The following is a 22,191-nucleotide window of genomic DNA, read 5'->3' as shown; positions in this document are numbered from 1 at the left end:
ACTCGACTGGGCGAGTACCGGTTTCGTCGTCCTAGCTGCTGCCGAACAGTCCGGACATGTTGGCGAAGCGCGCGAAATCACCCTGGGCACCGCTGTAGACGTTGACGTCGGTGCCGCCGCTGATCCCGGGGACACTGCCGCGGTCGGTGGTCTGCCAGAAGGTCCAGTGCGGCCAGCCGCCGGGGACCTCGGGGTGTTCGTTGCCGCTGTAGTCGGCGATCCACAGGGGGTAGCGCGTGAAGGCGTTGGTGTCGGCCATCGCCGTCTTCCAGAAGTGGGGATAGGTGTAGATGATCGGCGTGCGGCCGGTGAGGGCCTGCACGGTGTTGAGGTAGCGGTGGGTCCAGTCGATCAGCTCAGGCGGAGCCAGTCCGCCGGACACCTCCAGGTCGAGTACCGGGGGCAGATCGAGAGGGCCGTTCTGGCCGAGGACGGTCGCCGCGTACATCGCCGCCTGCGGTTCTGGCGGCAGTTCGGGGCGCGCGTAGTGATAGGTGCCGCGCGCCACGCCCGCGGTGCGCATCAGCACGCTGTCGGCGACGAAATACGGGTTGAAGTAGTGCAGTCCCTCGGTGGCCTTCACCATCGCGAACTGATGACCGGCCGCGCGCACGGCGTGCCAGTCGATCATCCGCCCGTCCACGTGCTGCCAGGACGACACGTCCGGCCCACTCGGCGCGGCCGCCACGGTGGCGGGCACGAAGGCCGCCACCGCGACCAGTGACAACGCGGTACACCCGCGGCGAACAGTCGAACTCCAGCGGTCGATGTCCATGGCGCTCGACCGTAGTCAGTCGCTGGCCCTGTGGCCAGTGGTGTCGATGGGGTGTCTGCGAATAGTTGTCCAACCGAAAGCCGTCGGTGGCTGCCCGTATCTTGGTGCCGACATCGGATGACGGGAGTGGTGGGCGATGGCGCGCAAGCGTGAGATGCGGTTCGAACCGGCGGTGGCGAAGCTGGGCTCGGTGCGGTCGGCGGTCTCGCCCGCCGACGATCCGGCCGACGACGGCACCGTCGAGGACGTCGAGTATCGCGGTGCCGATTTCGCCGAAGCCCATGTCCACGGCGCGAGCTTCGAGGGCTGCCTGTTCGACAGCGTGCGTTTCCCGAGCACACTGCGCCAGGCCACCATCACCGAATCCGCCCTGCGCGTCTGCGATCTCGCCAACGTGCAGGCCGACGACTCCTCGATGTTCGAGACGGTGATCGAACACGGCCGGATCACCGGATTGTCCTGGACCGCGGGCGTGCTGCGCGACGTGCTGATCGAATCGACCCGCGCCGACCTGGCCTCCTTCGCCGAATCCCGCCTGCGCTCGGTCGTCTTCCGCGACTGCGACCTGCGCCAGGCCGATTTCCAGCGCACCGAGTTCCGCAATGTCCGCTTCGAACGCTGCAACCTCACCGCCGCCCGCTTCAACGACGCCCGCCCCCAGCAGAACCTCCGCTTCGAGGACTGCGACCTCACCGCCGTCTCCGGCCTCACCGCCCTGCGCGGCGCCACCATCCAGGGCGGCGACCTCGAATCCCTCGCCGCCACCCTCGCCCGCGAACTGGGCATCGTGGTGGAACAGGACCGCTGATTCAGCCCAGCCAGTCCAGGACCGAGGCGGCGGTCCAGGACTGTTGCATGCTGCCCAGGGGGGCGCCGGTGAAGGGTTCGTAGTACTCGGCGAAGCTGCCGTCGCTGGCCTGGCGCAGGCCCTCGGCGCGCAGCATGTAGGAGCGTTCGGCCCAGCCGCGGCGGGCGAAGGCCCAGGAGAACAGCCAGCTCATCACCGGCCAGACCGGGCCGCGCCAGTATTCGCGGGGGCGGAAGTCGCCGGAGACCGGGGAGGTCGAGGGCGGCAGGGCGTAGCGCAGGTCGGGGTGGCCGCAGAAGCGCGGGCCCTCGAAGGTGTTGAGCAGGGCGCGTTCGGCGTGGCGGGGCAGGCCGCCCGAGATCAGCGGGGCGAACATGGCCAGGGTCTCGGTGCTGATCCAGCGTTGCAGGCGCGCGTCGTAATCGCGGGCGGCGCCGGTGCGTTCGTCGGCGGTGGCCACGACGCCCTGGCGGAAGCGATCGGCCCAGGTGTGCAGTTCGCGCACGTCGGAGTGCGGTTGCTTGTACTCCTCGCCGATGTCGGCGAGCACCTCGCAGGCCAGCGCGAAGATCGCCGAGACGAACACGTCCTCGACGGCGAAGCTCATCACCGAGGTGAGCTGGAAGTCGTCGTAGTTCGCCCGGCGCATCTGCTCGACCAGCCACAGGTAGCGGTCGTATTCGCGGTCGCTCGGACGCTGGGTCGGGTCGGAGATGACGGCGGTGTCGGCGCGGCGGTAGGGCGGCAGATCGGCGCCGGGCACCACATTGGCGTAGGCGCGGTCCCAGCGCGGCGAGTTGTCCATGCCGGATTCCCAGCCGTGGTAGAGCGTGATCCGCCCGGTCTCCTTGGGGTCGCGGGCGTGGGCGAGCCAGCGGTGCCAGCGCACCAGATCCGGCCAGCGGCGGTTCAGGAATTCCTCCGCGACGGCCCGGGTCGAGCGCCCGTGCCTGCGGGAATGGTCGAGGATGCGCTGGACGGCGATCGCGTGCACCGGCGGCTGGGTGATCCCGGAGGTGTCGGGGCCGTCGGGCGCGTTCGCCGCCAGCTTGCGACACTCCCAGCGCGCGGGCCCGGGGAAATAGCCGTCGACGCCGTTGGCGAAGACGATGTGCGGGATCATCCCGTTCTTCCACTGCGCGGAGAGCAGCGTGTCGAGTTCGACGACGGCCCGCTCCACACTCAGCGGTGCCAGCCCCACCGCCACGAACGCCGCGTCCCAGCTCCACATGTGTGGATACAGCCGGGGCGCGGCGCTGGTCATCGTGCCCAGGTCGTTGCCGCGCAGGAGGTAGGCGGCGCGCGCCGCGAGCTGCGTCGAGGTGAAACCTGGGTCCGTCATCTCCCTATTCTGCTGCGGTCCGGACGCGGTGGCATCTCGGCGGGGCTGTGACGGTCAGTACCCCTCTTGACGCGGCCCGTTCTGCGCCGCCGAACCGACCGAGCTGAGCATGGTGGTGATGCAGAGTCCGATGAGCAGGTTGATCACCGCGGTCGCGATCTTGGCGTCCAGATCGGCCACCAGGGTGAACGGCAGGATCACCGCCACGGCCGTGACCAGCAGGCAGATCCAGGTGAAGAAGGTCAGCGGGCTCGGCATGAGCGCCAGCAGCACGGTCAGCAGGGCCGTGGCCAGCAGCGCGGCGCCCGCGGCGGCGAGGGCGTAGGACGTGGTCGACACCGTGCCGTAGGTGCCCGCGCCCTCGGGCGCGAGGATCGCGACGCCGAGCACCCCGCGCACCAACATGATCGCCACGACGACGAGCAGCGCCGCCACGACCGCGGTACCGACACCGCCCGCCCACAACTTGCCCATGTTGATCGACGGTTTCGGCGGCTGCCCCTGCTGCGGATACTGCGGGTTCGCTGGTCCGTAGTTGTACCGGGGATCGGTCATCCTTCGACGGTACTAGCGAGTGCCGCTGATCAGCGCGAAAACGCCCCAGGAGTCGCCCACCAGCCCCTCTTCCGCCCGATTTGCCGGAATCGGTTGTAATCCCGTGCTGGACGGTTGATCACCAGGCTCCCATGCGAGTATCGGCCGAGAAGCGAACGCCACCAGAGCCTGATGATCTTGATGGTGCCCGATAGCGTGGAGGGATGACGGTGACCAGTAGTCCTGCTCCGACGGCGTTGATCACGGGGGCGAGTCGGGGGCTCGGTGCGGCGATCGCGCGGGAACTCGCTGCGACGCATGATCTTCTGCTCGGCGCGCGTTCCGGTGCTGCGCTCGCGCCGATTCTCGCCGAACTGCCGGGCGCGACGGGGTGGCCGGTCGCGCTCACCGATTATCCGGCCGTCGCCGCGGCGGCCGAGCCGATCGGGCGACTCGACGCGCTGGTCCACAATGCGGGCATCGCCGACCTCGGCACCGTTGCCGAGTCGTCGGTTGAGCAGTGGCGGTCCACCCTCGAGGTCAACCTCATCGCGGTCGCCGAGCTGACCAGGGTGCTGCTGCCCGCGCTGCGCGCCGCGAACGGGCATGTGGTGCTGATCAATTCGGGCGCAGGCTTGCGGGCGAACGCGGGGTGGGCGTCGTACGCGGCGAGCAAGTTCGGGCTGCGCGCCTTCGCCGACGCGCTGCGGCTCGAGGAGCCGAACATCCGGGTGACCTCGATCTTCCCCGGCCGCATCGACACCGACATGCAGCGGGAGATCATCGCGGGCGAGGGGCGCGAGTACCGGCCGGAGGAGTTCCTCACCCCGGAAACGGTGGCGGGGGCGGTGCGGACGGCGCTCGACACGCCACGCGATGCGCACCCGACGGAGATCGTGCTGCGACCATACTGAGCTGTATGGCTCGTGCCCTGGTCGTCGACCGAGGAGCACCCGTTTCGAAGAGGGGTTCGGAGTGGATCGACGCAGGATGCTGACGCTGCTGGCCGCGGGTACCGCCGTGGCGCTGACCGGATGCGCGACCGCGGGCGGCGAGACCATGAATGCGGGTTCAGGTGGGGAGATACTCGAACCGCCCGTCGCACCGCCCCCGGTCCAGCCCCTGCTCCCGCCGCCGCCCGGCGGGCCGAAGACGATCATCCCGGCTCAGACCATCACCGCCCTGCCCGGTGCGGGCACCAGCATGGCGCTCACCGTCGACGACGGCGCCAGCCCCGAGGTGGTCGGCGCCTACGTGCAGTGGGCCAGGGACACCGGCGCCCGCTTCACCTTCTTCGTCACCGGCTACTACGAATCCTGGACCATCCATCGCGACGCCCTGCGCCCCCTGGTCGACTCGGGCCAGATCCAGCTCGCCAACCACACCTGGGACCACGCCGCGCTCACCAAACTCGACGCGACCGGCATCGCGAGCCAACTCGGCCGCACAAAAGACTTCCTGCACAACACCTTCGGCGTCGACGGCACCCCCTTCTACCGCCCACCCTTCGGCTACCACAACGCCGCCGTCGACCGCGTCGCCGCCGACCTCGGCTACACCGTCCCCACCATGTGGTACGGCTCCCTCTCGGACTCCGGCCTGATCACCGAGCAATACCTGATCGAGTGCGCCCACAAGTACTTCGCCGCCCAGACGATCATCATCGGCCACGCCAACTTCCCCCCGGTGACCCGCTGCTACGGCCAACTCGTCGACATCATCCGCGACCGCAACCTGTCCCTGGTCACCCTGAACGACGTACTGCAGGTACAGGTTTGAGTAGAACTGCCCGTCCTTCGCCCGATCTGGTATAACTTCCGATAGTTATCGGCTATCACCTGATGGCGCAGGGGTTGGGCATAGAAATAACCCCGGCGATGTGACCGTAGTCAGGGATCGTTCCGGGGTCTTCTCGAGCAACGCTAGGGGCGGGTGGGGGCAATGTCAAGTGACGCGACGGTGCGATGGCGAGCCGAGGTCGTTGCCGACCTGCTCAGCCACCAGCGCCTGAGTTCGTATCTCGCAGCCACCCCCGATCTCGACTCGGCCCTGACGCTATATGAGTGGAACTCCGACGCCTCTGCCGCTGTTTTCGCACTGATCGCGCGTACCGAGGTCCTGACCAGGAACGCGATGGACGGCGCCTTGACCCGGTGGTCCAAGCGTCGACACTGGACACTCGAATGGTTCGATCACGTTCCGCTGGATCGTCGCGGTGACATCGATCTGGCGGAGGCTCGAAAGCGCTGTTCTCGCTGCCACGCCGCCGAGGCGCACGGAAAGGTCATCGCCGAACTGTCTTTCGGCTTCTGGCGGTATCTGGCGACATCGCGCTATCACGCATCGATCTGGGTGCCAGGTCTGCATGCGGCGTTCCCGCTGGGGAACCCCGACATCCGACGCAGACGAGGACAGGTCGAGCGGTGTCTCAAGAACCTGCACCAGGTGCGCAATCGGGTCGCCCACCACGAGCCGATTCACGCCTACGATCTGCTCCAGACGGTGGACGACGCGCGTCGGTTGGCCGGGTGGATCGCGCCCGACGCGGCCGCGTGGCTCATGGCACGAGAACAAGTCACCGCCATCTGTCGACGGCGCACCTAGGTGCCCTGCCGATCAGCGGCGCCAGTGGAGTAGGCGGTAGAGGTTGAGGTCGTAGCCCCAGCCGAAGGCTTTCGGGGTGAAGAGGCGGGGGTCGTCGGGGTTCCAGGCGCGGGCCTTGACGCGGGACCAGGTGGGGCGGCGCCAGTCGTAGGGCATGCCCGCGAGGGTGCCCTGGGGTGCGGGTACCCGTGCGTCGTCGGGTTCAGTCATCGGTGCTGCTCCTCACGTCGGACGGGTTCCCGGCTCACGGGACGATGTTGACCATTTTGCCCGGAACCACGATCACCTTGCGCGGGGCGTTGCCCTCGAGCAGCGCCACCACCTTCTCGTCGGCCAGTGCCGCGGCCTCGATGGCGGCGGGGTCGGCGTCGGCGGGGACCTGGATGCGGCTGCGGACCTTGCCCTTCACCTGGATCGGGTACTCCACCGAATCCGCCACCAGCAGTGCGGGATCGGCGATCGGGAAGGGGCCGTGGGCCAGGGACGCGGTGTGGCCGAGGCGCTCCCACAGTTCCTCGGCGATGTGCGGGGCGAGCGGGGCCAGCATCAGCACCAGCGGTTCCACGGCGGCGCGGGGGGCGCCGTCGGGGTAGTTCTTGGTGAGGTGGTTGGTCAGCTCGATCAGCTTGGCGCCCGCGGTGTTGTCGCGCAGGGCGGCCAGGTCCTCGTCGACGCCGGCGATGGTGCGGTGCACCAGGCGCAGGGTCTCGTCCGAGGGCGCGGCGTCGGTGGCCTTCACCGTGCCGGTCTCCTCGTCGACCACCAGGCGCCACACGCGCTGCAGGAACCGGTGCGCGCCGACGACGTCCTTGGTCGCCCACGGGCGCGAGGTGTCCAGCGGACCCATCGACATCTCGTAGAAGCGGAAGGTGTCCGCGCCGTAGAGATCGCACATGTCGTCGGGCGAGATGGCGTTCTTCAGCGACTTGCCGATCTTGCCGTACTCCTGGGCCACCTCGATCTCGACGCCGTCGGGACCGGTCCAGAAGAACTTCGCGTCGCGCTCGACGACCTCGGCGGCGGGCACGTACGCGCCGCGGGAGTCGGTGTAGGCGAAGCCCTGCACGTAACCCTGGTTGAACAGGCGGCGGTAGGGCTCGCTGCCCGAGACGTCACCCAGGTCGAAGAGCACCTTCTGCCAGAACCGCGCGTACAGCAGGTGCAGCACCGCGTGCTCCACCCCGCCGACGTACAGGTCGACCCCGCCCGGATCGTTCGGGCCGTGCTCGGCCGTACGCGGGCCCAGCCAGTACTTCTCGTTCTCCTCGGCGCAGAACGTCGCGGCGTTGGTCGGGTCGGCGTAGCGCAGCTGATACCAGGAGCTGCCCGCCCAGTTGGGCATGACATTGGTGTCGCGGCGGTACTGCTTGGGCCCGTCGCCCAGATCGAGTTCCACGTTGACCCAGTCGGTGGCCTTGGCCAGCGGCGGGGACGGCTCGGAGTTCGCGTCGTCGGCGTCGAAGGTGACCGGCGCGAAATCCTCCATCTCCGGAAGTTCCACGGGCAGCATGGATTCCGGCAGCGCGTGCGCGACACCGTCGGCGTCGTAGACGATCGGGAACGGCTCGCCCCAGTAGCGCTGCCGGGCGAACAGCCAGTCGCGCAGCTTGTACTGGACCGTGCCGGTGCCGTGGCCCTCGGCCTCGAGGTGACCGATCATGGTCGCCTTGGCCTCGTCGACCGAAAGACCGTTCAGGAAGTCGGAATTCACCAGCTCGCCGTCACCGGACCAGGCGGCCTCGGTGATGTCGCCGCCGGCGATCACCTCGACGATCGGCAGGTTCAGCGCGGTGGCGAACTCCCAGTCGCGCCCGTCGTGGCCGGGGACGGCCATGATCGCGCCGGTGCCGTACCCGCTGAGCACGTAGTCGGCGATGAAGATCGGCACCTGCTTGCCGTTGGCCGGATTGGTCGCGTAGGAACCGAGGAAGACGCCGGTCTTCTCCTTGTTCTCCTGGCGCTCCAGATCCGTCTTCGCCGCGATCGACTTGCGGTAGGCCGCAACGGCTTCCGCCGGGGTCGCCGCGTCGCCGTTGGTCCACCGGGCCTCGGTGCTGTCCGGCCAGGCGGCGGCGGTCAGCTTGTCGACCAGCTCGTGTTCGGGGGCCAGCACCACGTAGGTCGCGCCGAACAGGGTGTCGGGACGGGTGGTGAACACCTCGATGGTCTCGCCCTCGGGCGCGTCGAAACGCACCTGCGCGCCACGGGATCGGCCGATCCAGTTGCGCTGCATGGACTTCACGTTGTCGGGCCAGTCCAGGGTGTCCAGGTCGTCGACCAGGCGATCGGCATAGGAGGTGATCCGCATCATCCACTGCCACATGCGCTTACGGAACACCGGGAAGTTGCCGCGCTCGCTGCGCCCGTCGGCGGTGACCTCTTCGTTGGACAGCACCGTGCCGAGACCCGGGCACCAGTTGACGATCGAATCCGACTGGTACACCAGGCGATACGAGTCGAGCAGCGCGCCGCGCTCGGCCGGGGTCAGCGTGTTCCAGTCACCGTCGGGCACCGGGCGCGCGCCGCCCGCGAACTGCTCTTCGAGCTCCGCGATCGGCCGGGCGCGATCGGCTTCCTGGTCATACCAGGAGTTGTAGATGCGCAGGAAGATCCACTGTGTCCAGCGGTAGTACTCGGGATCGGTGGTGGCGAAGGAGCGGCGCGGATCGTGGCCAAGGCCCAGGCGGTCCAGCTGACGCTGCATGGTCGCGATATTGGCCTCGGTGGTGACCCGCGGGTGCGCGCCGGTCTGCACGGCGTACTGCTCGGCGGGCAGGCCGAAGGCGTCGTAGCCCAGCGCGTGCAGGACGTTGCGGCCGTGCATGCGGTGGTAGCGGCCGAACACATCGGTGGCGATGTAGCCCAGGGGATGGCCGACGTGCAGGCCCGCGCCCGAGGGGAACGGGAACATGTCCTGGATGAAGAGCTTGTCGGCAGGCGTCTCGCCCGCGAGCGGGCCGACCGGGTTGGGCGCGTGGAACGTGCCGCGCTCGGTCCAGTTCTGCTGCCAGCGCCGCTCGATCCGCCCAGCCAGCTCGGCGTTGTACCGGTGCTGAGGTACGTCACTCTCGGTAGTACGAGTGTCCTGCACGGTCCTGCCTTCTTGTTCTCGCCGATCCCCGGTAAACATCGTCTAACAGGGTAGAACGTCGACGGTATCGGATTTCCCATGGGCCGAGACTGCGGCCTGGGCGGCGCGTACCCGGTCGGGGGCCGGGCACGCACCGGTGTGGGGGCGGTCACCTCGGTGGGGAGCGCCGATTCCGGTGTCGTCGCGGGTGCGCTAGCCTGCAGGAATGGTCGTCGTCGCTCTCCTGCTGTTCGCGCTGGCCGCGGTCGCCGTTGCGACCGGCGTGCTCGGACTGATCGGCAAACTGCCCCGCAACCGCTTCGTCGGTGTCACCACCGAAGCGGCGCTGCACAGCGAGGACAACTTCCGCATCGCCAACCGCATCGCCGCCCCCACCTCGGTCGGCGCGGGCTTCCTGCTCTTCGCCGGTGGGCTGGTGGCCCTGGCCGTCGGCGGGTTCGCGGCCCTCGGCGTGGCCGTCCTGGTCGCCGCCGTCGCCATCTTCACCCTCGGCGCGGGCGCGAACGCCGCCGCCCGCACCGTCGAGCCCCTGATGCCCCCCGCCCCCGTCGGTGGCTGCGGCTCCTCCTGCGGTGGGTGCTCCCTGCGCGCGACCTGCGCCCCGGCGAACTGAGTCTGCCGGGTCACCGGAGTGTTGGTGGGGGAAGGATCACGACCTCACCCTTCACCAGTGCGTACAAGGTGTGAGTTTCCGGATCCACGACCAGATCGCGCGGTTCGTCGAGTGCCATTGTCTTGGCCACCGCATCGGTCGCCATGTCGGTGACCCGCATCCGGTCATCCGCGCCCTCGAGCCCGTCGCTGAGGGTGTAGACGGCCTGTGCCGTGGGATCAAACGCCGCCTTGTAGGTGATCGAGAGTCCACTGGCGTCCTTGTCCGTTCCGAAGCCCAGATAGATATCGGTGACCGTCGAGGTGGCTGGATCGAGGACGGCGATCCCGCCCTTCTTGTTCAGGATGAAGACCTTTTCGGTGTCCGGGTCGAATTCGGCCTGTGACGCATCAGGCAATGGCCAGGGCACATTCTGGCGCGAGTGCGTGGTCAGATCGATCGCTTCTACCTCGGTCCCGACGACGTAGGCGACCTGTGCGCCAGGGTCGATGGCGATGTCTTGCAAATAGTGCGGAGAGACGGGCACCACAGTGCTGGCCGAGTCGCTCCCCTCGGGGACAACCGAGACGACGCTGCTGTAGACGGCTCCGCGTTCGTCCTCGAAACCACCCTTGACGTTGCCGAGAACGTAAGCGGTGTGCGTGGTTTCGTCGACGGCGACCCGCAGCGCATACGTGCCGACCGATATCTGCGCTCGGATGGTGTTCGTCGCGCCGTCGATCACCGTGAGGATTCCATGGTCGGTCTGGCGGTCCACGGCGCTGACGATGTAGATCGTGCGTGTACTCGAGTCGATGGCGATGTCGGAGGCGTATACCGGAAGGACGATCGTGTCGACGAGTGTGTCCGTGGTCGTATCGATCACCGACAGTTTGTGAACGTAGCTGCGGCGGTCACTGTCGGCGCGTCCGGTGGTGGCGGCGTACAACGTGCGGGTGGCGGGGTCGATGGCCAGCTTTCCGGAGAAGAAGTCGCCGTCGATCGGGATGGTCGGTAGCAGCGCGTGACCGTCGACCTTCGTCGCGCATCCGGTCGCCGCCGCGATACCCGCCGTCGCCACGACCGTGACCAGCAGACGAACCCACCTGCGACGTCGCGGCTTGGTACCCGCCGGCCTCGGCCGCTGAATCGATCTGTGCACTTGTCCCCCCGGAGCGAAAAATGTTTCGGCCGAGGCAATCTACCGTGATCTGACTGTTGCCCGCGGTCGGTGGCGTTGGGGTACAACAGAAGTGGGGACTGCTTCTGCTTGTGCACTTCGGGGGGTCGACATGCACATTGTCATCGGACTCGTCGCGATCATCGGGATCTGCGATATCGGGGCGGGCGTGACGATGCTGGTCAATGGTGGGGACGAGGTGTTCATACCCGGATACGCCTCCATCGGGATCGGGGTGATCACCCTCGGATTCGCCGCGCATCTGTGGCGGACCGAGCGATGAGGGGGCAGTTCTCAGGGTGACGGGGTACGAGGGAATCGATAACACGGGGGGAGACCGACATGTTCCTGGTATCTGGTTTGTTGTTGGTGGTCATCGGGGTTTCCGCTGTTGGGCGGGCGCCGATGGCGGGGGTTCCGCTCCTGGTCGTCGGCGTGATTCTGCTGATCGCCGGGGCCTACGACTTCATCGGTCACACGGGCTCCGCCGCTCGCTCCGGGTACGGGTCGCGGCGGAACCGTCGTCGGTACTGGCGGGCGTCCGACGGGGCCGACGGCTACGGCCCCGGCGAATCCGGTGGTGGTTCCTCGGACTGGGGCGGTAGCGGATCGAGCGGCTGTGGCGGCGGGGGGTCCAGCGGCTGCGGCGGTGGGGGCGGAGGCAGCGGGAGCTGAATTGACCTGTGGCTTTCGGGGGTGGCGGGGGTACAAAGGAATTGAGGACACTCGGGGGAGGTCGACATGTTGCTCGTAGCAGGTTTGTTGTTCGCTGTTGTCGGGGGAATCGCGGTGGGGCAGGCGCCGATGGCGGGTGTTCCGTTGCTGGTTGTCGCGGTGGTGCTGGGGGCGCTCGGAGGGCGTGATCTGGTTCGGCGCGCAGGCTCCGTTCGTCAGGCCGGGGGGTGGAAGCGGCCGACTGCTTGGGTGACGGTGTTCGGTGTGGGCGGGACGTCCGTGCACAGTGACGGTGGTTCCAGCAGCGTCTGGTCCGGTGGCTCGGACAGCGGCGGAGGCGGGGGCGGCGGTGGCGGGGACTGACCGGTGTCAGGGTTCGCGCAGGGTGCGCAACGCCGCGTACACCGCGCGTCCGGCGGCGGGGTCGCCGACGGTGATGCGGGCGCTTCCGTCGGGGTAGGACTTGGCACGGATGCCTGCGCGGCGCAGGGCGGTGGCTACGCCCGGGCCGGGTAGATAGAGGAAGTTGGCGTGGCTGACCGGGGCGTCGATGCCGCAGGCGTGAAGTGCGGTGCGCAGGGCTTCGCGTTCGGTGTTGATGCGGGTGACGCGGGTGCGCAGTTCGTCGTCGGCGGCGTAGGCGGCACGGACGGCGGCTACCGCCGCGGTCCCGATGCCGAAGGGCAATTGCTGGGCGCGGATTCGTTCGATCAGCTTGCCGCGTGCGACGCAGTAGCCGATCCGCAGGCCGGCCAGACCGTATGCTTTCGAAAAGGTGCGCAGGATCAGGAGATTGGCGTGCCGGTGGAGCAGGGCGTGGAGATCGAGACGGTCGGCGGGGGCGAGGAATTCGACGTAGGCCTCGTCGAGCAGCACCGGTACCCGGCGGGGGACGGCGGCGAGGAACGATCGCACGGCGCTCGCGTCGAGCACCGTGCCGGTCGGATTGTGCGGCCTGCACAGCACGATCAGCGCGGTGCGGCGGGTCACCGCGCGGCGCAGGGCGGCCAGGTCCTGGTCACCGGCGGTGTCCAGCGGTACCGGCACCAGTGACAGGCCCGCCATCTCCGCCATCAGCGGATACCCGTCGAATGTCGGTGTGCTGGTGACGAGTTCGCCATCGCCGAGGGTCCGCATCACCTGCATGGCGACACCGGTGGCACCCGCGCCGACGACCACCTCCGCCGCGGCGACCCCGAGCTGCTCGGCGATGATCCGTGGCAACTGCTGTGGCAGGAACTCCGGGTATCTGTTCGCCTGGCCGATCGTCGCGTTCACGGCCCTGATGATGGAAGGCAGTGGTGGAAAAGGGTTCTCGCTGAGCCCGAGATCGAACAGCGCGGGGGCGGAACCGCGAAACCGCTGTGAGGGAATGGTCGGTTCGACGAGCACACTCATCGCGCCGCACCCCACCGGATCGCCGCCGCGCCGGCGAAATCGCCCGCGTGCGCGAAGGCCGACAGCAGCACCACCGAGCCATTGCGCAACCGGCCCGCGCGGTTCTCCGCGTCGAGCGTCACAGGAATGCCCGCGGCGAAAAGGTTTCCGCACTGATCGAAGGTGTCGGGATGACGTTCGGCGGGCAGCTCCAGCGCATCGTGCCAATTGCGCAGGAACAGCCGATTCGGCTGATTGGTGACGAACGTATCGATGTCGCGGCCCTTCACCCCGATGTGTTCGCACACTGCCAGCGCCACCTCCGGCACCAGCCGATTGCCCCGCGCGAACACCTTGGTGATCTTCGATTCGGTGAAACTCACACAGCCCTGCCCCTCACCCGGTTCCCAGTACTTGCGCGGCCCATTGGTCGAGAAGTCCATGTCGCCCGCGAATTCGGGATAGGTGCGGCACTCGATGTCGAGGATCGGCGCCGAATCGTCCTTGCGCAGCAGGCCGATTCCGCACCCGTCCCCGGGCACGGGCGCCTGGGCGAGTTTGCGGATCTCGGGCTGGGTGAACACCGGTCCCGCGCAGTTCTGCGCGGCGACGATCAGCGCCGTCTTCGCGGCACTGGTCGCCATGATCATCCGGGCCAGCGACATCATGTGCACGAAGGCCGCGCAGCCGCCGTTGTGCACGTCGAGGACGTGGGCGGGGCGCGCACCGAGCCGTCTGGCCAGTTCGGGACCGGCACCGAGTACCGGATTGTCGGGGAGTTGGGTGTGGGTGATGATGATGTCGAGTTCGGCGGCCAGCCCGTCGCCGTGGCGTTCGCGCAGCGCGGTGAAGGCCTGTTCGGCCATGTCGACGGCGGTTTCGTCGCGGGCGATGTGGTGACGGCCGGTGGGCGAGCGGAACATCACGTTCTTCGCCATCCGCTCGGACCGGGAGTACTGGGTGAAGTAGTCGGTCGGAACCGGGTCGCCGGGCAGATAGCTCGCGATGTCGACCAGACTCACCTGGGGCATGGGGGAATTCACCGCATCCACTCCGGCTTGATCGGAAGCCCGTGCGCCGCACGGTATTCACAGATGGCTTTGAGGTTGTCCAGCTCCAATTGGTGTCCGGCCGAGAACATCTCCCAGAAATCGCCGACCCAGACCGGTCGCTTCGGCGGAGCCGTTTCGGGATAACCGTTCTCGTCGTAGAAGGGGTGTTTGCAGTTGACCCACAGCACCACCGAACCGGGCTTGTCGAACACCACTTGCGCGTCGACCACCCGCATCAGATAGATCATCCACAGGTGCGCGGACTGGTCCCAGGCGCAGTGGTAGTCGACGGTCATCGCGTCGGGATGGGCGACGGTGCGGGTGAAACACTTGGTCGAATCGCCCAGCCGGTCATAGGACAGCCACAGGCCCGGCTCCTCGGTCTCGGTGAAACCGCGCAGGCTGTAGGTCCATTCCTCGAGTGAGCGGGTGTCGGCCAGATACTCGAAGACCTCGCGCGGCGGCGCGGCGATATAGGTCTGCACCGGGCAGTACTCGCCGAAGATCTGGTCGTGCGGATACACCGACCGCAGCATGTCCATGATGATCGGCGTGGTCGCCTCCCGGTCGGAGTTCTCGATGCGCAGCACGCCGGGCACCACCTCCTCCGGGATGTCGCTGAGTGCGGGCAGGGCGCTGGTGGTCACTGGGGGCTCCTCGCGGATTCGATGGTCGACAGGAACGGCAGGAACGGCGGGACTTCGTCGGGGTCGCAGACGATTTCGAGAAAGGCGGGACCCCGGGCGGTGAAGCTGTCGTGGAGCGCGTCGGCGAGCTCGGCGGATGCGGTGACGGTGCGGGCGGGCAGCCCGGGGAACATGGCCGCGATCCCCGCTCCCGGATGCGCGGTGCGGAAACGGTTGAAGCTGTAGCGATCTCGGTAGTAGAGCTGTTCGCGCGTCACGCACATGGCGTGCGCGTTGTTGTTGAACACCACGAAGGTGACGGGCAGGTCGTGTTCGACGGCGGTGTGGATCTCCATGCCGTGCATGTAGAAGGCGCCGTCACCCGCGATCACGATGGTGCGGTGCGGACCGTCGGGCGCGGCGTGGCGGGCGAACGCGGAGCCGATGCCCGCGCCGAAGGCATATCCCATCCCGCCCATGCCGAGGGCGACGACGAACCGTCCGCCTGTGGGCACCCGCAGGTGGTGCACGACCGCGGCGCCGGTGTTGCCCGCGTCGGCGAAGATGTCCGCGCGCGCGGGCAACGCGGCCTGGATGGCCTCGACGACGGTGCGATACCGCAGGCCAGGGCCCGATGCCTCGGGTACCGGTAGCGGGGTGGGCGTGCTCGCCGACGTGCTCGACGGTGCCGGATCGAGCCGCCCCAGCAGCCGGGTGATGTCGGCGGCGAGGTCGGTGCTCGGCGCATGGATGGTGGGCAGGTACGGCTCCAGCACACCGAGGCTGAGCAGCGGCCGGTCGGTCAGCGCCGATTCCAGACCGGCCCGGGTGGTGACCGGCAGGCGAGTGCCCACGAGCAGGCAGGCGCTTGCCGATTCCAGTGCCGCGATCAGTTCGGGATGACCCATGCTGCCCGCGACGCCGCCGTATCCGGGGCCGGTCGCGGGATAGACGTCCTTGGCATCAGGAGCTACACCGATGGTGGCGTCCAGCGCGGTGACCAGCTCGGCCAGTTCGGCACGCGCATCGTCGCGCGCCACCTGGTCACCCGCGATGACGACCACCTTGCCGAGCGCACGAGCGGCGGCGAGTTCCTCGGCGATTGTCGTGAGGCGCTCGCCGGGCTCGGGAGAATCGGCTGCGGCGGCGACCTCTGTCGAGAGCGGCGTTCGGTTCGGGCGCCGACCGTGCGCCACAGCAGCCGCTGGCATCGACTGCTGCTGAACATCTTTGGGCAGCAGTAGCACCGCAGGTCCACCACTGCGAGCTGCTGCGATCGCCGCCGTCAGCTGAGCGGGCAGTTCGGCCGGGTCGGTGACTCGTGCGCAGTAGCGACTGATCGTCGTGAACAGCACGGCCGCGTCGATTGATTCGGCGAGTCCGCTCGAATCCTGGAAGGCGCCAAGACCTTCCAGCGCGGTGGGGGCCTGGCCGATGAGTGCGAGCACCGGCACCCGCGACGTATAGGACTCGGCCAGCCCGGGCACCAGATTCATCGCCCCACCGCCGGAGGTCGCGGCGACCACGCCGAGCCCGCCGGTGCTGCGCGCGTACCCGTCGGCCATGGTGGCGGCCGAGAATTCGTGCTTGGCGATGATCCCGGCCGGGTGTCCGCCCGCGTCGAAGATCGCGTCGTACAGATCCTCGATGTTGGCGCCGTCGACGCCGAAGATGTGCGTGACCCCCAGGTCGGCGACCGCGCGCACCAGATGGTCGACCACTCTGTCCGGCATCGGTCCTCCTCTGGCGCGAGTACGCGTCGGCGGTCGCGGTGAACAGCGGAAATCCGGCACACGGATCGTCGACTACACGAGGGATACGGCGTGGCCGGGGAGTGGGTTCACAGGGTGGGCGATATTCACCCCTTGTGTGTACGTATACATCTACGTATAGTCATTTCATGCCCAACAAGACGATCTACGTGGCCGACGACGATCTCCCGCTGTTCCAGCGGGCGCAGGAACTCGTCGGCGGCAATCTCTCCGGTGCGGTCGTCACCGCGCTGCGCCGGCTCATCGAACTCGAGGAGGGGCGTCAGGCGGGGTTCGAGGAGATCACCATGCAGGTGGGTCGCGACGGCGTGCGGCAGGTGCGCTTCCAGGGCACCCTGCTGGGCGAAATGCGCGATGTCGGCGAGGAGCGGGTGCTGGATCAAAAGGTCTATCGCAGCCGCAAGGGCAAGTTCGTGCTGCACACCCACACCGCGCTGTGGAAGGACTATCCCACCGGCGAGGCCGCCGGTGACATGAAGGACTGGAAGTACTGGCGCCGGATGTTCGGCATCGGCGACCGGCCATGGGACTGGGGCGATTACGAGTACGAGATCGTCGACGAACTCGCGGCGCTGAAGGGCCGCATCCCGGACAAGCTGTACCGCAAGGTCGAGGACATCACCGCGCATCCACAGGTCGAGGAGCTCGACATCTAGCCCCGACCACAACCACATACCCACACGCACCGCAGCCCCCCGAGGGGGTTGTGTCGATAACTCATGCACATATTCGCAGTAATTGATGAAATCTGGAAGGAACGACCACCATGGTCAACGGTCAATCGGCACCCGCCATCACCGCACGCGGCCTGCGCAAATCCTATGGCGACCACACCGTCCTGGACGGCATCGACCTCACGGTCACCGAGGGCACCGTCTTCGCCCTGCTCGGCCCGAACGGCGCGGGCAAGACCACCACCGTGCAGATCCTCACCACGCTGATCGACGCCGACGCGGGCGAGCTCACCGTCGGCGGCAACGACGTGCGCGCCGACCGCGCGAAGGTGCGGGCGCTGATCGGCGTCACCGGGCAGTTCGCCGCCGTCGACGAACTGCTGACCGGTCGCGAGAACCTGCACCTGATGGGCGATCTCGAACATCTGCCCCGGCGCGAAACCCACAGGCTGGCAACCGAACTGCTGGAACGCTTCGACCTGGTGGAGGCCGCCGACAAACCGGCGAGCACCTACTCCGGCGGCATGACCCGCAGGCTCGACCTCGCGATGACACTGGTCGGCGACCCGAGGGTCATCTTCCTCGACGAGCCGACCACCGGCCTGGACCCCCGCAGCCGCCGCGCCATTTGGGACATCATCCGCGGCCTGGTCGACGACCAGGGCGTCACCGTCTTCCTCACCACCCAGTACCTCGAGGAAGCCGACCACCTCGCCGACCGGATCGCCGTCCTCGACCACGGTCGCCTCGTCGCCGAAGGCACTGCGGCAGAACTGAAACGGCTCGTCCCCGGCGGGCACATCCGGATCGATTTCGCCGACCACGCCGCGCTCACCGCCGCCCACCGCGCACTCGGCGCCGGCGCGCGGGTGCTCGACGGCGGTGACGGGCTCACCCTCGCCGTGCCCAGTGACGGCGGCGTGCGCTCGGTGCGCGCCGTGCTCGACCTGCTCGATGCCGAGGACATCGAAGCGGGCGGCATCGCCGTGCACACCCCCGACCTCGACGACGTCTTCCTCACCCTTACCGGCACCACCACCGAGCAGGAGTCGCTGCGATGACCACCCCGACCTACGCCCTCACCGACACCATGACGATGTTGCGGCGCAACATCACTCACGCCAAGCGCTACCCCAGCATGACCTTCAGCATCATCGTGATGCCGATCGTGCTGCTGGTGGTGTTCAACTACGTCTTCGGCGGCGCGCTGGAGAAGTCCTCCGGCGGCAACTACATCGACTATCTCGCGCCCGGCATGCTGTTGCTGCTACCCGCCTACATGACCGTCTCGGTGGCCGTGTCGATCGCGACCGATTCGAGCAAGGGCATCGTGAATCGCTTTCGGGTGATGGCGATCTCGCAGTCCTCGATGCTCACCGGGCATGTGCTCGGCGCGCTGCTCCAGGCGCTGGCGGGCATGATCGCGATGACGGCGGTCGCGCTGCTGATGGGCTTTCGGCCCAACGCGAACGTGGTCGAGTGGCTGGCCGCCTTCGGTCTGCTCGCCTTCGTCACCTTCGCCTTCTGCTGGCTGGCCATCGCGCTCGGTCTGCTCTCGCCGAATCCCGAAAGTGCCAGCAACGCACCGTTTCCGATCGTGCTGATGCCGTTTCTGGGCAGTGGTCTGGTGGCCACCGACACCATGCCGGTCGGGCTGCGCCAGTTCGCCGAGTACCAGCCCTTCACCCCGATCACCGAAACGCTGCGCGGGCTGCTGATGGGCACCGGGATCGGCGCGAACGGCTGGATCTCGCTGGCCTGGTGCGTCGCGATCGCGACCGGCGGCTTCCTCTGGTCGGTACGGCTGTCGACACGCTCGGCGTAGACCGAAAGCGTCGAGCGGTCCCGGAGCACCGGGACCGCTCGACGCGTGTTCAGACCTGGGCCACCAGGACCGTGCGACCCGAGTCCACCGAGGTGATCTCCACGCTGCTGATCGACTCCGGTGGCGCGTCGATCGTGCGGTCGACGGTGAGTTCGGTGCCGGGCCCCGCTGGCCACTGGTCGAGCTCGATCCGCTGCTCGCCCGAGGTCACGACCAGGCCGTAGGTCCAGACGTAGCTCGAACCGACATCGCTGGGTGGGTAACGGCAGGTCATCACCAGACGCGTGCGCTCGCCGTCGCGGACCAGTTTCACCTGCGCGCTGATCGGCGTCTGCTCGACCGCGCGCATCTCCTGCTGGGCGACGATCTGCTCGGTCGACGCATCCGAGCGCGCCACCGTGACGGTGATCGGAATCGCGATCGCCACCGCGGCGGCCGCGGCGGCCACCGCACTGCCGATCCCGAGCCACCGGCGCCGCTGCTGTCGTCGCTGGGCCGCCGCGGCCAGCGACGGAATCAGATCCGGCATCGGCGGCGGCGCGTCGGCGGGGGGCTCGATCATCGACAGCGCGGTGTCACGGTCGACCAGGGCGAGCATGCCCGGCATCGCGGCCAGCTCGGCCACCGCCTCGCCGCAGTGCGGGCAGTCGATCAGATGCGCCTCGTATTCACGCCGCTCGGCGGCGCCCAGCGAACCGAGAACGTAGGCGGCGTCCCAGGTGCTGTATTCATCGGCGCGATCGTTCATCGGTTCGTCACCCCCATCTCCTGTAGTGCCAGCCGCATCGCCCGCATGCCGTAGTGCAGGCGCGACTTCACCGTGCCCGGCGGAATGCCGAGTTCGTCGGCGATCTGCTGCATGCCGAGGCCGCGATAGTAGGCGCGCACGATCACGTCACGATGATCCGGGCTCAGCGTGCTGAGCGCGTCGGCGACCAGCCAGCCGTCGAGCGCCCGGTCCGACTGGTCGGGGCTCACCTGCTCGGGCGGGGTGTCGGTGCCGAACTCGCGGCGATGGCGGGCGCTGCGGTGCTCGTCGACGGCGAGATGCCGGGCCACGGTGAACAACCAGGCGCGCGGGGAGGTGTCGGTCTGCTCCAGCACGGCGGGGCGCTGCCAGGCGCGCAGCAGCGTCTCCTGCACGATGTCCTCGGCCCGGCCGGGATCGCGCACCAGGCCGAGAGTGAAGCGCCACAGTGCGGGCGCGTGCTCGGCGTAGAGCGCGCGCATCAGTTCGTCGCGACCGTCGTCCATCGGCGGTCGCGCTCACTGCTCGTCGGAATACATGGTCACTCCTACTCGGTCGAAGGAGTAACGGGATCAGTTGCGTTCGAGTTCAATCGGGTGGGTCGCCAGCAGCGCGAGCGGCAGCGGCTGGCGGCGCAGCACGCCCGACCACAGGTCGTGACGGTCGGTGGCGATCGGGTCCGAGGGCAGCGCCGAGACCACGATCCAGTCGTCGTTGTCGAGCTCGCCGTCGAGCTGGCCCATCGACCAGCCCGCGTACCCGGCGAAGATCCTGATCCGCTCCACCAGCGGGCCGATCTCGGCCGGATCGGCGTCCAGATCCACCAGCACCACCCGCCCGTCGACCCGGCGCAGACCACGCACGTCGCTGATGTCGGCACCGGTGCGCAGCGTGCCGAGGCACAGGGCCGCGTCCCGTTTCACCGGGCCGCCGATGTAGAGATCGGACGGGCTGGCGGCCAGCTCGGCCCACGCGGGCAGCACGTCGACCACCGGGGTCTCGCTCGGCCGGTTGAGCACCACGCCGAGACTGCCGGCGTCGTTGTGCTCGATCACGTACACGACGGTCCGCCGGAATGTCGGCTCGACCAGGTCGATCGCCGACACCAGCAGATTGCCCGCGCGGACGCCCGCCGCGGGCTGGCCGCGGCGCCGGTCGTCGCCGTGCCCGTCGCGAGTCCGGCGCTCGTCCGGGTCGTCTCCGCGTGCCACTGAGCCATCATCGCATTGGACCGGTGTCATGCGCTCGTCGCAGACGACCAAGTACCGGAAAATTTCTCGTCACCAGGGGTGGATCGGCGACCGGTAGGGTCGCGCTATGCACTCGCCCGAAGTCCTGCTCGACGACAACGATGCTGTGTACGACTACTACCTGCGGCATCAGCAGAACCGGTGGAAGGCGCTGGCCGCCTACGCGGTGCTCGCCCGGCGCTTCCGCCCACGGGTGAGTTTCGCCGAGGGTGCCCAACAGCAGTTGAAGGCGCTAGTCAAAAGCGGGCGCCCCGTGGTTTACGCGATCAACCACCTCTCCACCAGCGACCCGTACACCGTCGCCGCCACCGCCTGGCGCTCGCCGCTGCGCGCGAAGATCGGCCGGGTGCGGGTGCTGGCCAAGGACGAGCTTTTCCTCGATCCCGAGCAGCGCCGCAAGGTCGACATGATGGGCGGGATCCCGGTGTTCCGCGGCAAGGACCACGGCATCCGGGCTGTCAACGCCGCTGGTCAGCGGATGATGGACGTGTCCGCGCAGCGCCTGGCCAACGGTGATCACCTCGCGGTCTTCCCCGAGGGCACGTGCAACGACGTCGACCCGGCGACGGTGCAGGCGGTCGGCAGCGGCATCGGCCACATCGCGTTCCGCGCGGCCAAACTGGGTGCGCCGCCCGCGCTGGTCGCCCTCGCCATGAGCTACGGTCCGCGACCGGATCCCACGGTCGAACCGACCGCCGAGGACGTGGTGTCGGCCGCGTTCTACTTCCGCGCGCCGGTGCTGGAACTACCGCAGCGGCCCGCCGACATCGCGCGGCTCGCCAAGGAGGAACTGCAACACGCCGTCGACGGGGCCGTCGCGCACTACTGAGGCAGGCCGAACATCGCCCGCGAACGCTGCGGCACCAGCGAGATGTACTCGGGATGGGTGTTGACGAAGTGCAGCACCACCGGGCACAGCGGCAACACGCTGAACCCCTCGGTGCGGCTGGCGTCCATCGCCGCCTGGATCAGCACGTTCGCCAGACCCCTGCCCTCGAACCTGGGATAGATCTCGGTGTGCACGAGGCCGCGCTCGTCCCCGGTGTCCTGGTACTCGATGTATCCGGCGGGAGCCCCGTCGGCGGTGAGTTCGAACCGCTCCAGCGCGGCATTCTTGCGGACCTCGGTCGCCATGATCCCGACGCTAGCACCATTCGCGCGGCGGGCGGGGGGTGTCCGCGGCCCCTGGAGGGCCGGGGGTTCAGGTACCGCGGCTTGCTCCTTCGTCGCCTACGCCGCGGCACCTGACCGCCGGGCCGGGCCGCG

General features: G+C 68.4%; 24 protein-coding genes. 10 read left to right on the top strand and 14 right to left on the bottom strand.

Annotated elements, in window-relative coordinates; genetic code table 11:
- Nucleotides 1-31: 31 nt before the first annotated feature.
- The gene (locus ACFVVM_RS17430) at nt 32-775 is read right to left on the bottom strand and encodes a glycoside hydrolase family 25 protein (protein ID WP_387618823.1); all 744 of its coding nucleotides are present in this window, start codon (nt 773-775) and stop codon (nt 32-34) included.
- A 136-nt stretch (nt 776-911) separates the two neighbouring features.
- On the opposite strand from ACFVVM_RS17430, the gene ACFVVM_RS17425 reads away from it, so the two are divergent.
- Complete coding sequence (locus ACFVVM_RS17425) at nt 912-1,583, top strand: pentapeptide repeat-containing protein (RefSeq protein ID WP_387618820.1); 672 nt, start codon at nt 912-914, stop codon at nt 1,581-1,583.
- Between the two features lies 1 nt (nt 1,584).
- Here the strand turns inward: ACFVVM_RS17425 and ACFVVM_RS17420 are convergent, their stop codons facing one another.
- Both ACFVVM_RS17420 and ACFVVM_RS17415 read right to left on the bottom strand, forming a co-directional pair.
- Nucleotides 1,585-2,925 (bottom strand): amylo-alpha-1,6-glucosidase, encoded by a 1,341-nt coding sequence (locus tag ACFVVM_RS17420; protein ID WP_387618817.1) that lies wholly within the window; start codon nt 2,923-2,925, stop codon nt 1,585-1,587.
- 54 nt (nt 2,926-2,979) lie between these two features.
- Nucleotides 2,980-3,480: a DUF6069 family protein gene (locus ACFVVM_RS17415; protein ID WP_387618814.1), complete on the bottom strand. Its 501-nt coding sequence runs from the start codon at nt 3,478-3,480 to the stop codon at nt 2,980-2,982.
- 203 nt (nt 3,481-3,683) lie between these two features.
- Here ACFVVM_RS17415 and ACFVVM_RS17410 point away from each other — a divergent pair, with 203 nt between their 5' ends.
- From ACFVVM_RS17410 to ACFVVM_RS17400, 3 genes are all read left to right on the top strand, one after another.
- Entirely contained in the window at nt 3,684-4,373 is a 690-nt protein-coding gene (locus ACFVVM_RS17410; protein WP_387618812.1) for an SDR family oxidoreductase, read from the top strand.
- Between the two features lie 76 nt (nt 4,374-4,449).
- Nucleotides 4,450-5,238 carry a polysaccharide deacetylase family protein gene (locus tag ACFVVM_RS17405; RefSeq protein WP_387619260.1) on the top strand — a complete coding sequence of 263 codons (789 nt, stop codon included), beginning with the start codon at nt 4,450-4,452 and terminating at the stop codon, nt 5,236-5,238.
- Between the two features lie 162 nt (nt 5,239-5,400).
- Entirely contained in the window at nt 5,401-6,063 is a 663-nt protein-coding gene (locus ACFVVM_RS17400) for a hypothetical protein (protein ID WP_387618809.1), read from the top strand.
- A gap of 12 nt (nt 6,064-6,075) precedes the next feature.
- Here ACFVVM_RS17400 and ACFVVM_RS17395 read toward each other — a convergent pair whose 3' ends face one another.
- Nucleotides 6,076-6,273 (bottom strand): DUF5808 domain-containing protein, encoded by a 198-nt coding sequence (locus tag ACFVVM_RS17395; protein ID WP_387618807.1) that lies wholly within the window; start codon nt 6,271-6,273, stop codon nt 6,076-6,078.
- Between the two features lie 34 nt (nt 6,274-6,307).
- Nucleotides 6,308-9,154, bottom strand: coding sequence for a leucine--tRNA ligase (gene leuS / locus ACFVVM_RS17390; protein ID WP_387618804.1), 2,847 nt, complete (start codon nt 9,152-9,154; stop codon nt 6,308-6,310).
- A gap of 205 nt (nt 9,155-9,359) precedes the next feature.
- Between leuS and ACFVVM_RS17385 the strand changes: the two genes are divergently transcribed.
- The gene (locus tag ACFVVM_RS17385; protein ID WP_387618802.1) at nt 9,360-9,767 is read left to right on the top strand and encodes an SdpI family protein; all 408 of its coding nucleotides are present in this window, start codon (nt 9,360-9,362) and stop codon (nt 9,765-9,767) included.
- Nucleotides 9,768-9,777: 10 nt separating this feature from the next.
- On the opposite strand, the gene ACFVVM_RS17380 is transcribed toward ACFVVM_RS17385, so the two are convergent.
- Entirely contained in the window at nt 9,778-10,632 is an 855-nt protein-coding gene (locus tag ACFVVM_RS17380; RefSeq protein ID WP_387618799.1) for a hypothetical protein, read from the bottom strand.
- Between the two features lie 406 nt (nt 10,633-11,038).
- Here ACFVVM_RS17380 and ACFVVM_RS17375 point away from each other — a divergent pair, with 406 nt between their 5' ends.
- The gene (locus ACFVVM_RS17375) at nt 11,039-11,209 is read left to right on the top strand and encodes a hypothetical protein (protein ID WP_387618796.1); all 171 of its coding nucleotides are present in this window, start codon (nt 11,039-11,041) and stop codon (nt 11,207-11,209) included.
- 761 nt (nt 11,210-11,970) lie between these two features.
- Here ACFVVM_RS17375 and ACFVVM_RS17370 read toward each other — a convergent pair.
- From ACFVVM_RS17370 to ACFVVM_RS17355, 4 genes are read right to left on the bottom strand one after another with little or no spacing between them, the layout of a single operon-like run.
- Complete coding sequence (locus ACFVVM_RS17370; RefSeq protein WP_387618794.1) at nt 11,971-12,999, bottom strand: aminotransferase class I/II-fold pyridoxal phosphate-dependent enzyme; 1,029 nt, start codon at nt 12,997-12,999, stop codon at nt 11,971-11,973.
- Nucleotides 12,996-14,009, bottom strand: coding sequence for a 3-oxoacyl-ACP synthase III family protein (locus tag ACFVVM_RS17365; RefSeq protein ID WP_387618791.1), 1,014 nt, complete (start codon nt 14,007-14,009; stop codon nt 12,996-12,998). The genes ACFVVM_RS17370 and ACFVVM_RS17365 overlap by 4 nt, the downstream gene beginning before the upstream one ends.
- An 8-nt stretch (nt 14,010-14,017) precedes the next feature.
- Complete coding sequence (locus ACFVVM_RS17360) at nt 14,018-14,677, bottom strand: SRPBCC family protein (protein ID WP_387618789.1); 660 nt, start codon at nt 14,675-14,677, stop codon at nt 14,018-14,020.
- Nucleotides 14,674-16,389 carry a thiamine pyrophosphate-binding protein gene (locus ACFVVM_RS17355; protein ID WP_387618787.1) on the bottom strand — a complete coding sequence of 572 codons (1,716 nt, stop codon included), beginning with the start codon at nt 16,387-16,389 and terminating at the stop codon, nt 14,674-14,676. Before ACFVVM_RS17355 ends, ACFVVM_RS17360 begins: the two co-directional genes overlap by 4 nt.
- A 167-nt stretch (nt 16,390-16,556) precedes the next feature.
- Between ACFVVM_RS17355 and ACFVVM_RS17350 the strand changes: the two genes are divergently transcribed.
- From ACFVVM_RS17350 to ACFVVM_RS17340, 3 genes are all read left to right on the top strand, one after another.
- A complete protein-coding gene (locus ACFVVM_RS17350) occupies nt 16,557-17,084 on the top strand; it encodes an EXLDI protein (RefSeq protein WP_387618784.1) in 528 nt (175 codons plus the stop codon).
- Between the two features lie 110 nt (nt 17,085-17,194).
- A complete protein-coding gene (locus ACFVVM_RS17345) occupies nt 17,195-18,163 on the top strand; it encodes an ATP-binding cassette domain-containing protein (protein WP_387618782.1) in 969 nt (322 codons plus the stop codon).
- Nucleotides 18,160-18,927, top strand: a complete 768-nt coding sequence (locus tag ACFVVM_RS17340) for an ABC transporter permease (protein WP_387618779.1) — start codon at nt 18,160-18,162, stop codon at nt 18,925-18,927. Before ACFVVM_RS17345 ends, ACFVVM_RS17340 begins: the two co-directional genes overlap by 4 nt.
- A gap of 49 nt (nt 18,928-18,976) precedes the next feature.
- On the opposite strand, the gene ACFVVM_RS17335 is transcribed toward ACFVVM_RS17340, so the two are convergent.
- The 3 genes from ACFVVM_RS17335 to ACFVVM_RS17325 all read right to left on the bottom strand — a co-directional run bounded on the left by ACFVVM_RS17335 (nt 18,977) and on the right by ACFVVM_RS17325 (nt 20,886).
- The gene (locus ACFVVM_RS17335; protein ID WP_387618777.1) at nt 18,977-19,675 is read right to left on the bottom strand and encodes a zf-HC2 domain-containing protein; all 699 of its coding nucleotides are present in this window, start codon (nt 19,673-19,675) and stop codon (nt 18,977-18,979) included.
- The gene (locus tag ACFVVM_RS17330) at nt 19,672-20,181 is read right to left on the bottom strand and encodes a sigma-70 family RNA polymerase sigma factor (RefSeq protein ID WP_387618774.1); all 510 of its coding nucleotides are present in this window, start codon (nt 20,179-20,181) and stop codon (nt 19,672-19,674) included. The genes ACFVVM_RS17335 and ACFVVM_RS17330 overlap by 4 nt, the downstream gene beginning before the upstream one ends.
- A 66-nt stretch (nt 20,182-20,247) precedes the next feature.
- Entirely contained in the window at nt 20,248-20,886 is a 639-nt protein-coding gene (locus tag ACFVVM_RS17325) for a YqgE/AlgH family protein (RefSeq protein WP_387618771.1), read from the bottom strand.
- 106 nt (nt 20,887-20,992) lie between these two features.
- On the opposite strand from ACFVVM_RS17325, the gene ACFVVM_RS17320 reads away from it, so the two are divergent.
- Nucleotides 20,993-21,754, top strand: coding sequence for a lysophospholipid acyltransferase family protein (locus ACFVVM_RS17320; protein WP_387618769.1), 762 nt, complete (start codon nt 20,993-20,995; stop codon nt 21,752-21,754).
- Here the strand turns inward: ACFVVM_RS17320 and ACFVVM_RS17315 are convergent.
- On the bottom strand, nt 21,748-22,059 hold the full coding sequence (locus ACFVVM_RS17315; protein WP_387618766.1) for a GNAT family N-acetyltransferase: 312 nt from the start codon (nt 22,057-22,059) through the stop codon (nt 21,748-21,750). The two genes, ACFVVM_RS17320 and ACFVVM_RS17315, sit on opposite strands and share 7 nt — an antisense overlap.
- Nucleotides 22,060-22,191 lie beyond the last annotated feature (132 nt).

Origin of the sequence: Nocardia sp. NPDC058176 (assembly GCF_042883805.1) — a bacterium.
Taxonomy (GTDB): Bacteria; Actinomycetota; Actinomycetes; order Mycobacteriales; family Mycobacteriaceae; genus Nocardia.
The sequence above is the reverse complement of the archived record's forward strand: the minus strand, read 5'-3'. Positions and strand labels throughout refer to the sequence as shown.

What these genes read in the sequence shown, in the direction of transcription:
- ACFVVM_RS17430 (WP_387618823.1), bottom strand. Translation starts at nt 775, where the DNA reads ATGGACATCGACCGCTGGAGTTCGACTGTTCGCCGCGGGTGTACCGCG.
- ACFVVM_RS17425 (WP_387618820.1), top strand. Translation starts at nt 912, where the DNA reads ATGGCGCGCAAGCGTGAGATGCGGTTCGAACCGGCGGTGGCGAAGCTG.
- ACFVVM_RS17420 (WP_387618817.1), bottom strand. Translation starts at nt 2,925, where the DNA reads ATGACGGACCCAGGTTTCACCTCGACGCAGCTCGCGGCGCGCGCCGCC.
- ACFVVM_RS17415 (WP_387618814.1), bottom strand. Translation starts at nt 3,480, where the DNA reads ATGACCGATCCCCGGTACAACTACGGACCAGCGAACCCGCAGTATCCG.
- ACFVVM_RS17410 (WP_387618812.1), top strand. Translation starts at nt 3,684, where the DNA reads ATGACGGTGACCAGTAGTCCTGCTCCGACGGCGTTGATCACGGGGGCG.
- ACFVVM_RS17405 (WP_387619260.1), top strand. Translation starts at nt 4,450, where the DNA reads ATGCTGACGCTGCTGGCCGCGGGTACCGCCGTGGCGCTGACCGGATGC.
- ACFVVM_RS17400 (WP_387618809.1), top strand. Translation starts at nt 5,401, where the DNA reads ATGTCAAGTGACGCGACGGTGCGATGGCGAGCCGAGGTCGTTGCCGAC.
- ACFVVM_RS17395 (WP_387618807.1), bottom strand. Translation starts at nt 6,273, where the DNA reads ATGACTGAACCCGACGACGCACGGGTACCCGCACCCCAGGGCACCCTC.
- ACFVVM_RS17385 (WP_387618802.1), top strand. Translation starts at nt 9,360, where the DNA reads ATGGTCGTCGTCGCTCTCCTGCTGTTCGCGCTGGCCGCGGTCGCCGTT.
- ACFVVM_RS17375 (WP_387618796.1), top strand. Translation starts at nt 11,039, where the DNA reads ATGCACATTGTCATCGGACTCGTCGCGATCATCGGGATCTGCGATATC.
- ACFVVM_RS17370 (WP_387618794.1), bottom strand. Translation starts at nt 12,999, where the DNA reads ATGAGTGTGCTCGTCGAACCGACCATTCCCTCACAGCGGTTTCGCGGT.
- ACFVVM_RS17365 (WP_387618791.1), bottom strand. Translation starts at nt 14,009, where the DNA reads ATGCCCCAGGTGAGTCTGGTCGACATCGCGAGCTATCTGCCCGGCGAC.
- ACFVVM_RS17355 (WP_387618787.1), bottom strand. Translation starts at nt 16,389, where the DNA reads ATGCCGGACAGAGTGGTCGACCATCTGGTGCGCGCGGTCGCCGACCTG.
- ACFVVM_RS17350 (WP_387618784.1), top strand. Translation starts at nt 16,557, where the DNA reads ATGCCCAACAAGACGATCTACGTGGCCGACGACGATCTCCCGCTGTTC.
- ACFVVM_RS17345 (WP_387618782.1), top strand. Translation starts at nt 17,195, where the DNA reads ATGGTCAACGGTCAATCGGCACCCGCCATCACCGCACGCGGCCTGCGC.
- ACFVVM_RS17340 (WP_387618779.1), top strand. Translation starts at nt 18,160, where the DNA reads ATGACCACCCCGACCTACGCCCTCACCGACACCATGACGATGTTGCGG.
- ACFVVM_RS17335 (WP_387618777.1), bottom strand. Translation starts at nt 19,675, where the DNA reads ATGAACGATCGCGCCGATGAATACAGCACCTGGGACGCCGCCTACGTT.
- ACFVVM_RS17330 (WP_387618774.1), bottom strand. Translation starts at nt 20,181, where the DNA reads ATGGACGACGGTCGCGACGAACTGATGCGCGCGCTCTACGCCGAGCAC.
- ACFVVM_RS17320 (WP_387618769.1), top strand. Translation starts at nt 20,993, where the DNA reads ATGCACTCGCCCGAAGTCCTGCTCGACGACAACGATGCTGTGTACGAC.
- ACFVVM_RS17315 (WP_387618766.1), bottom strand. Translation starts at nt 22,059, where the DNA reads ATGGCGACCGAGGTCCGCAAGAATGCCGCGCTGGAGCGGTTCGAACTC.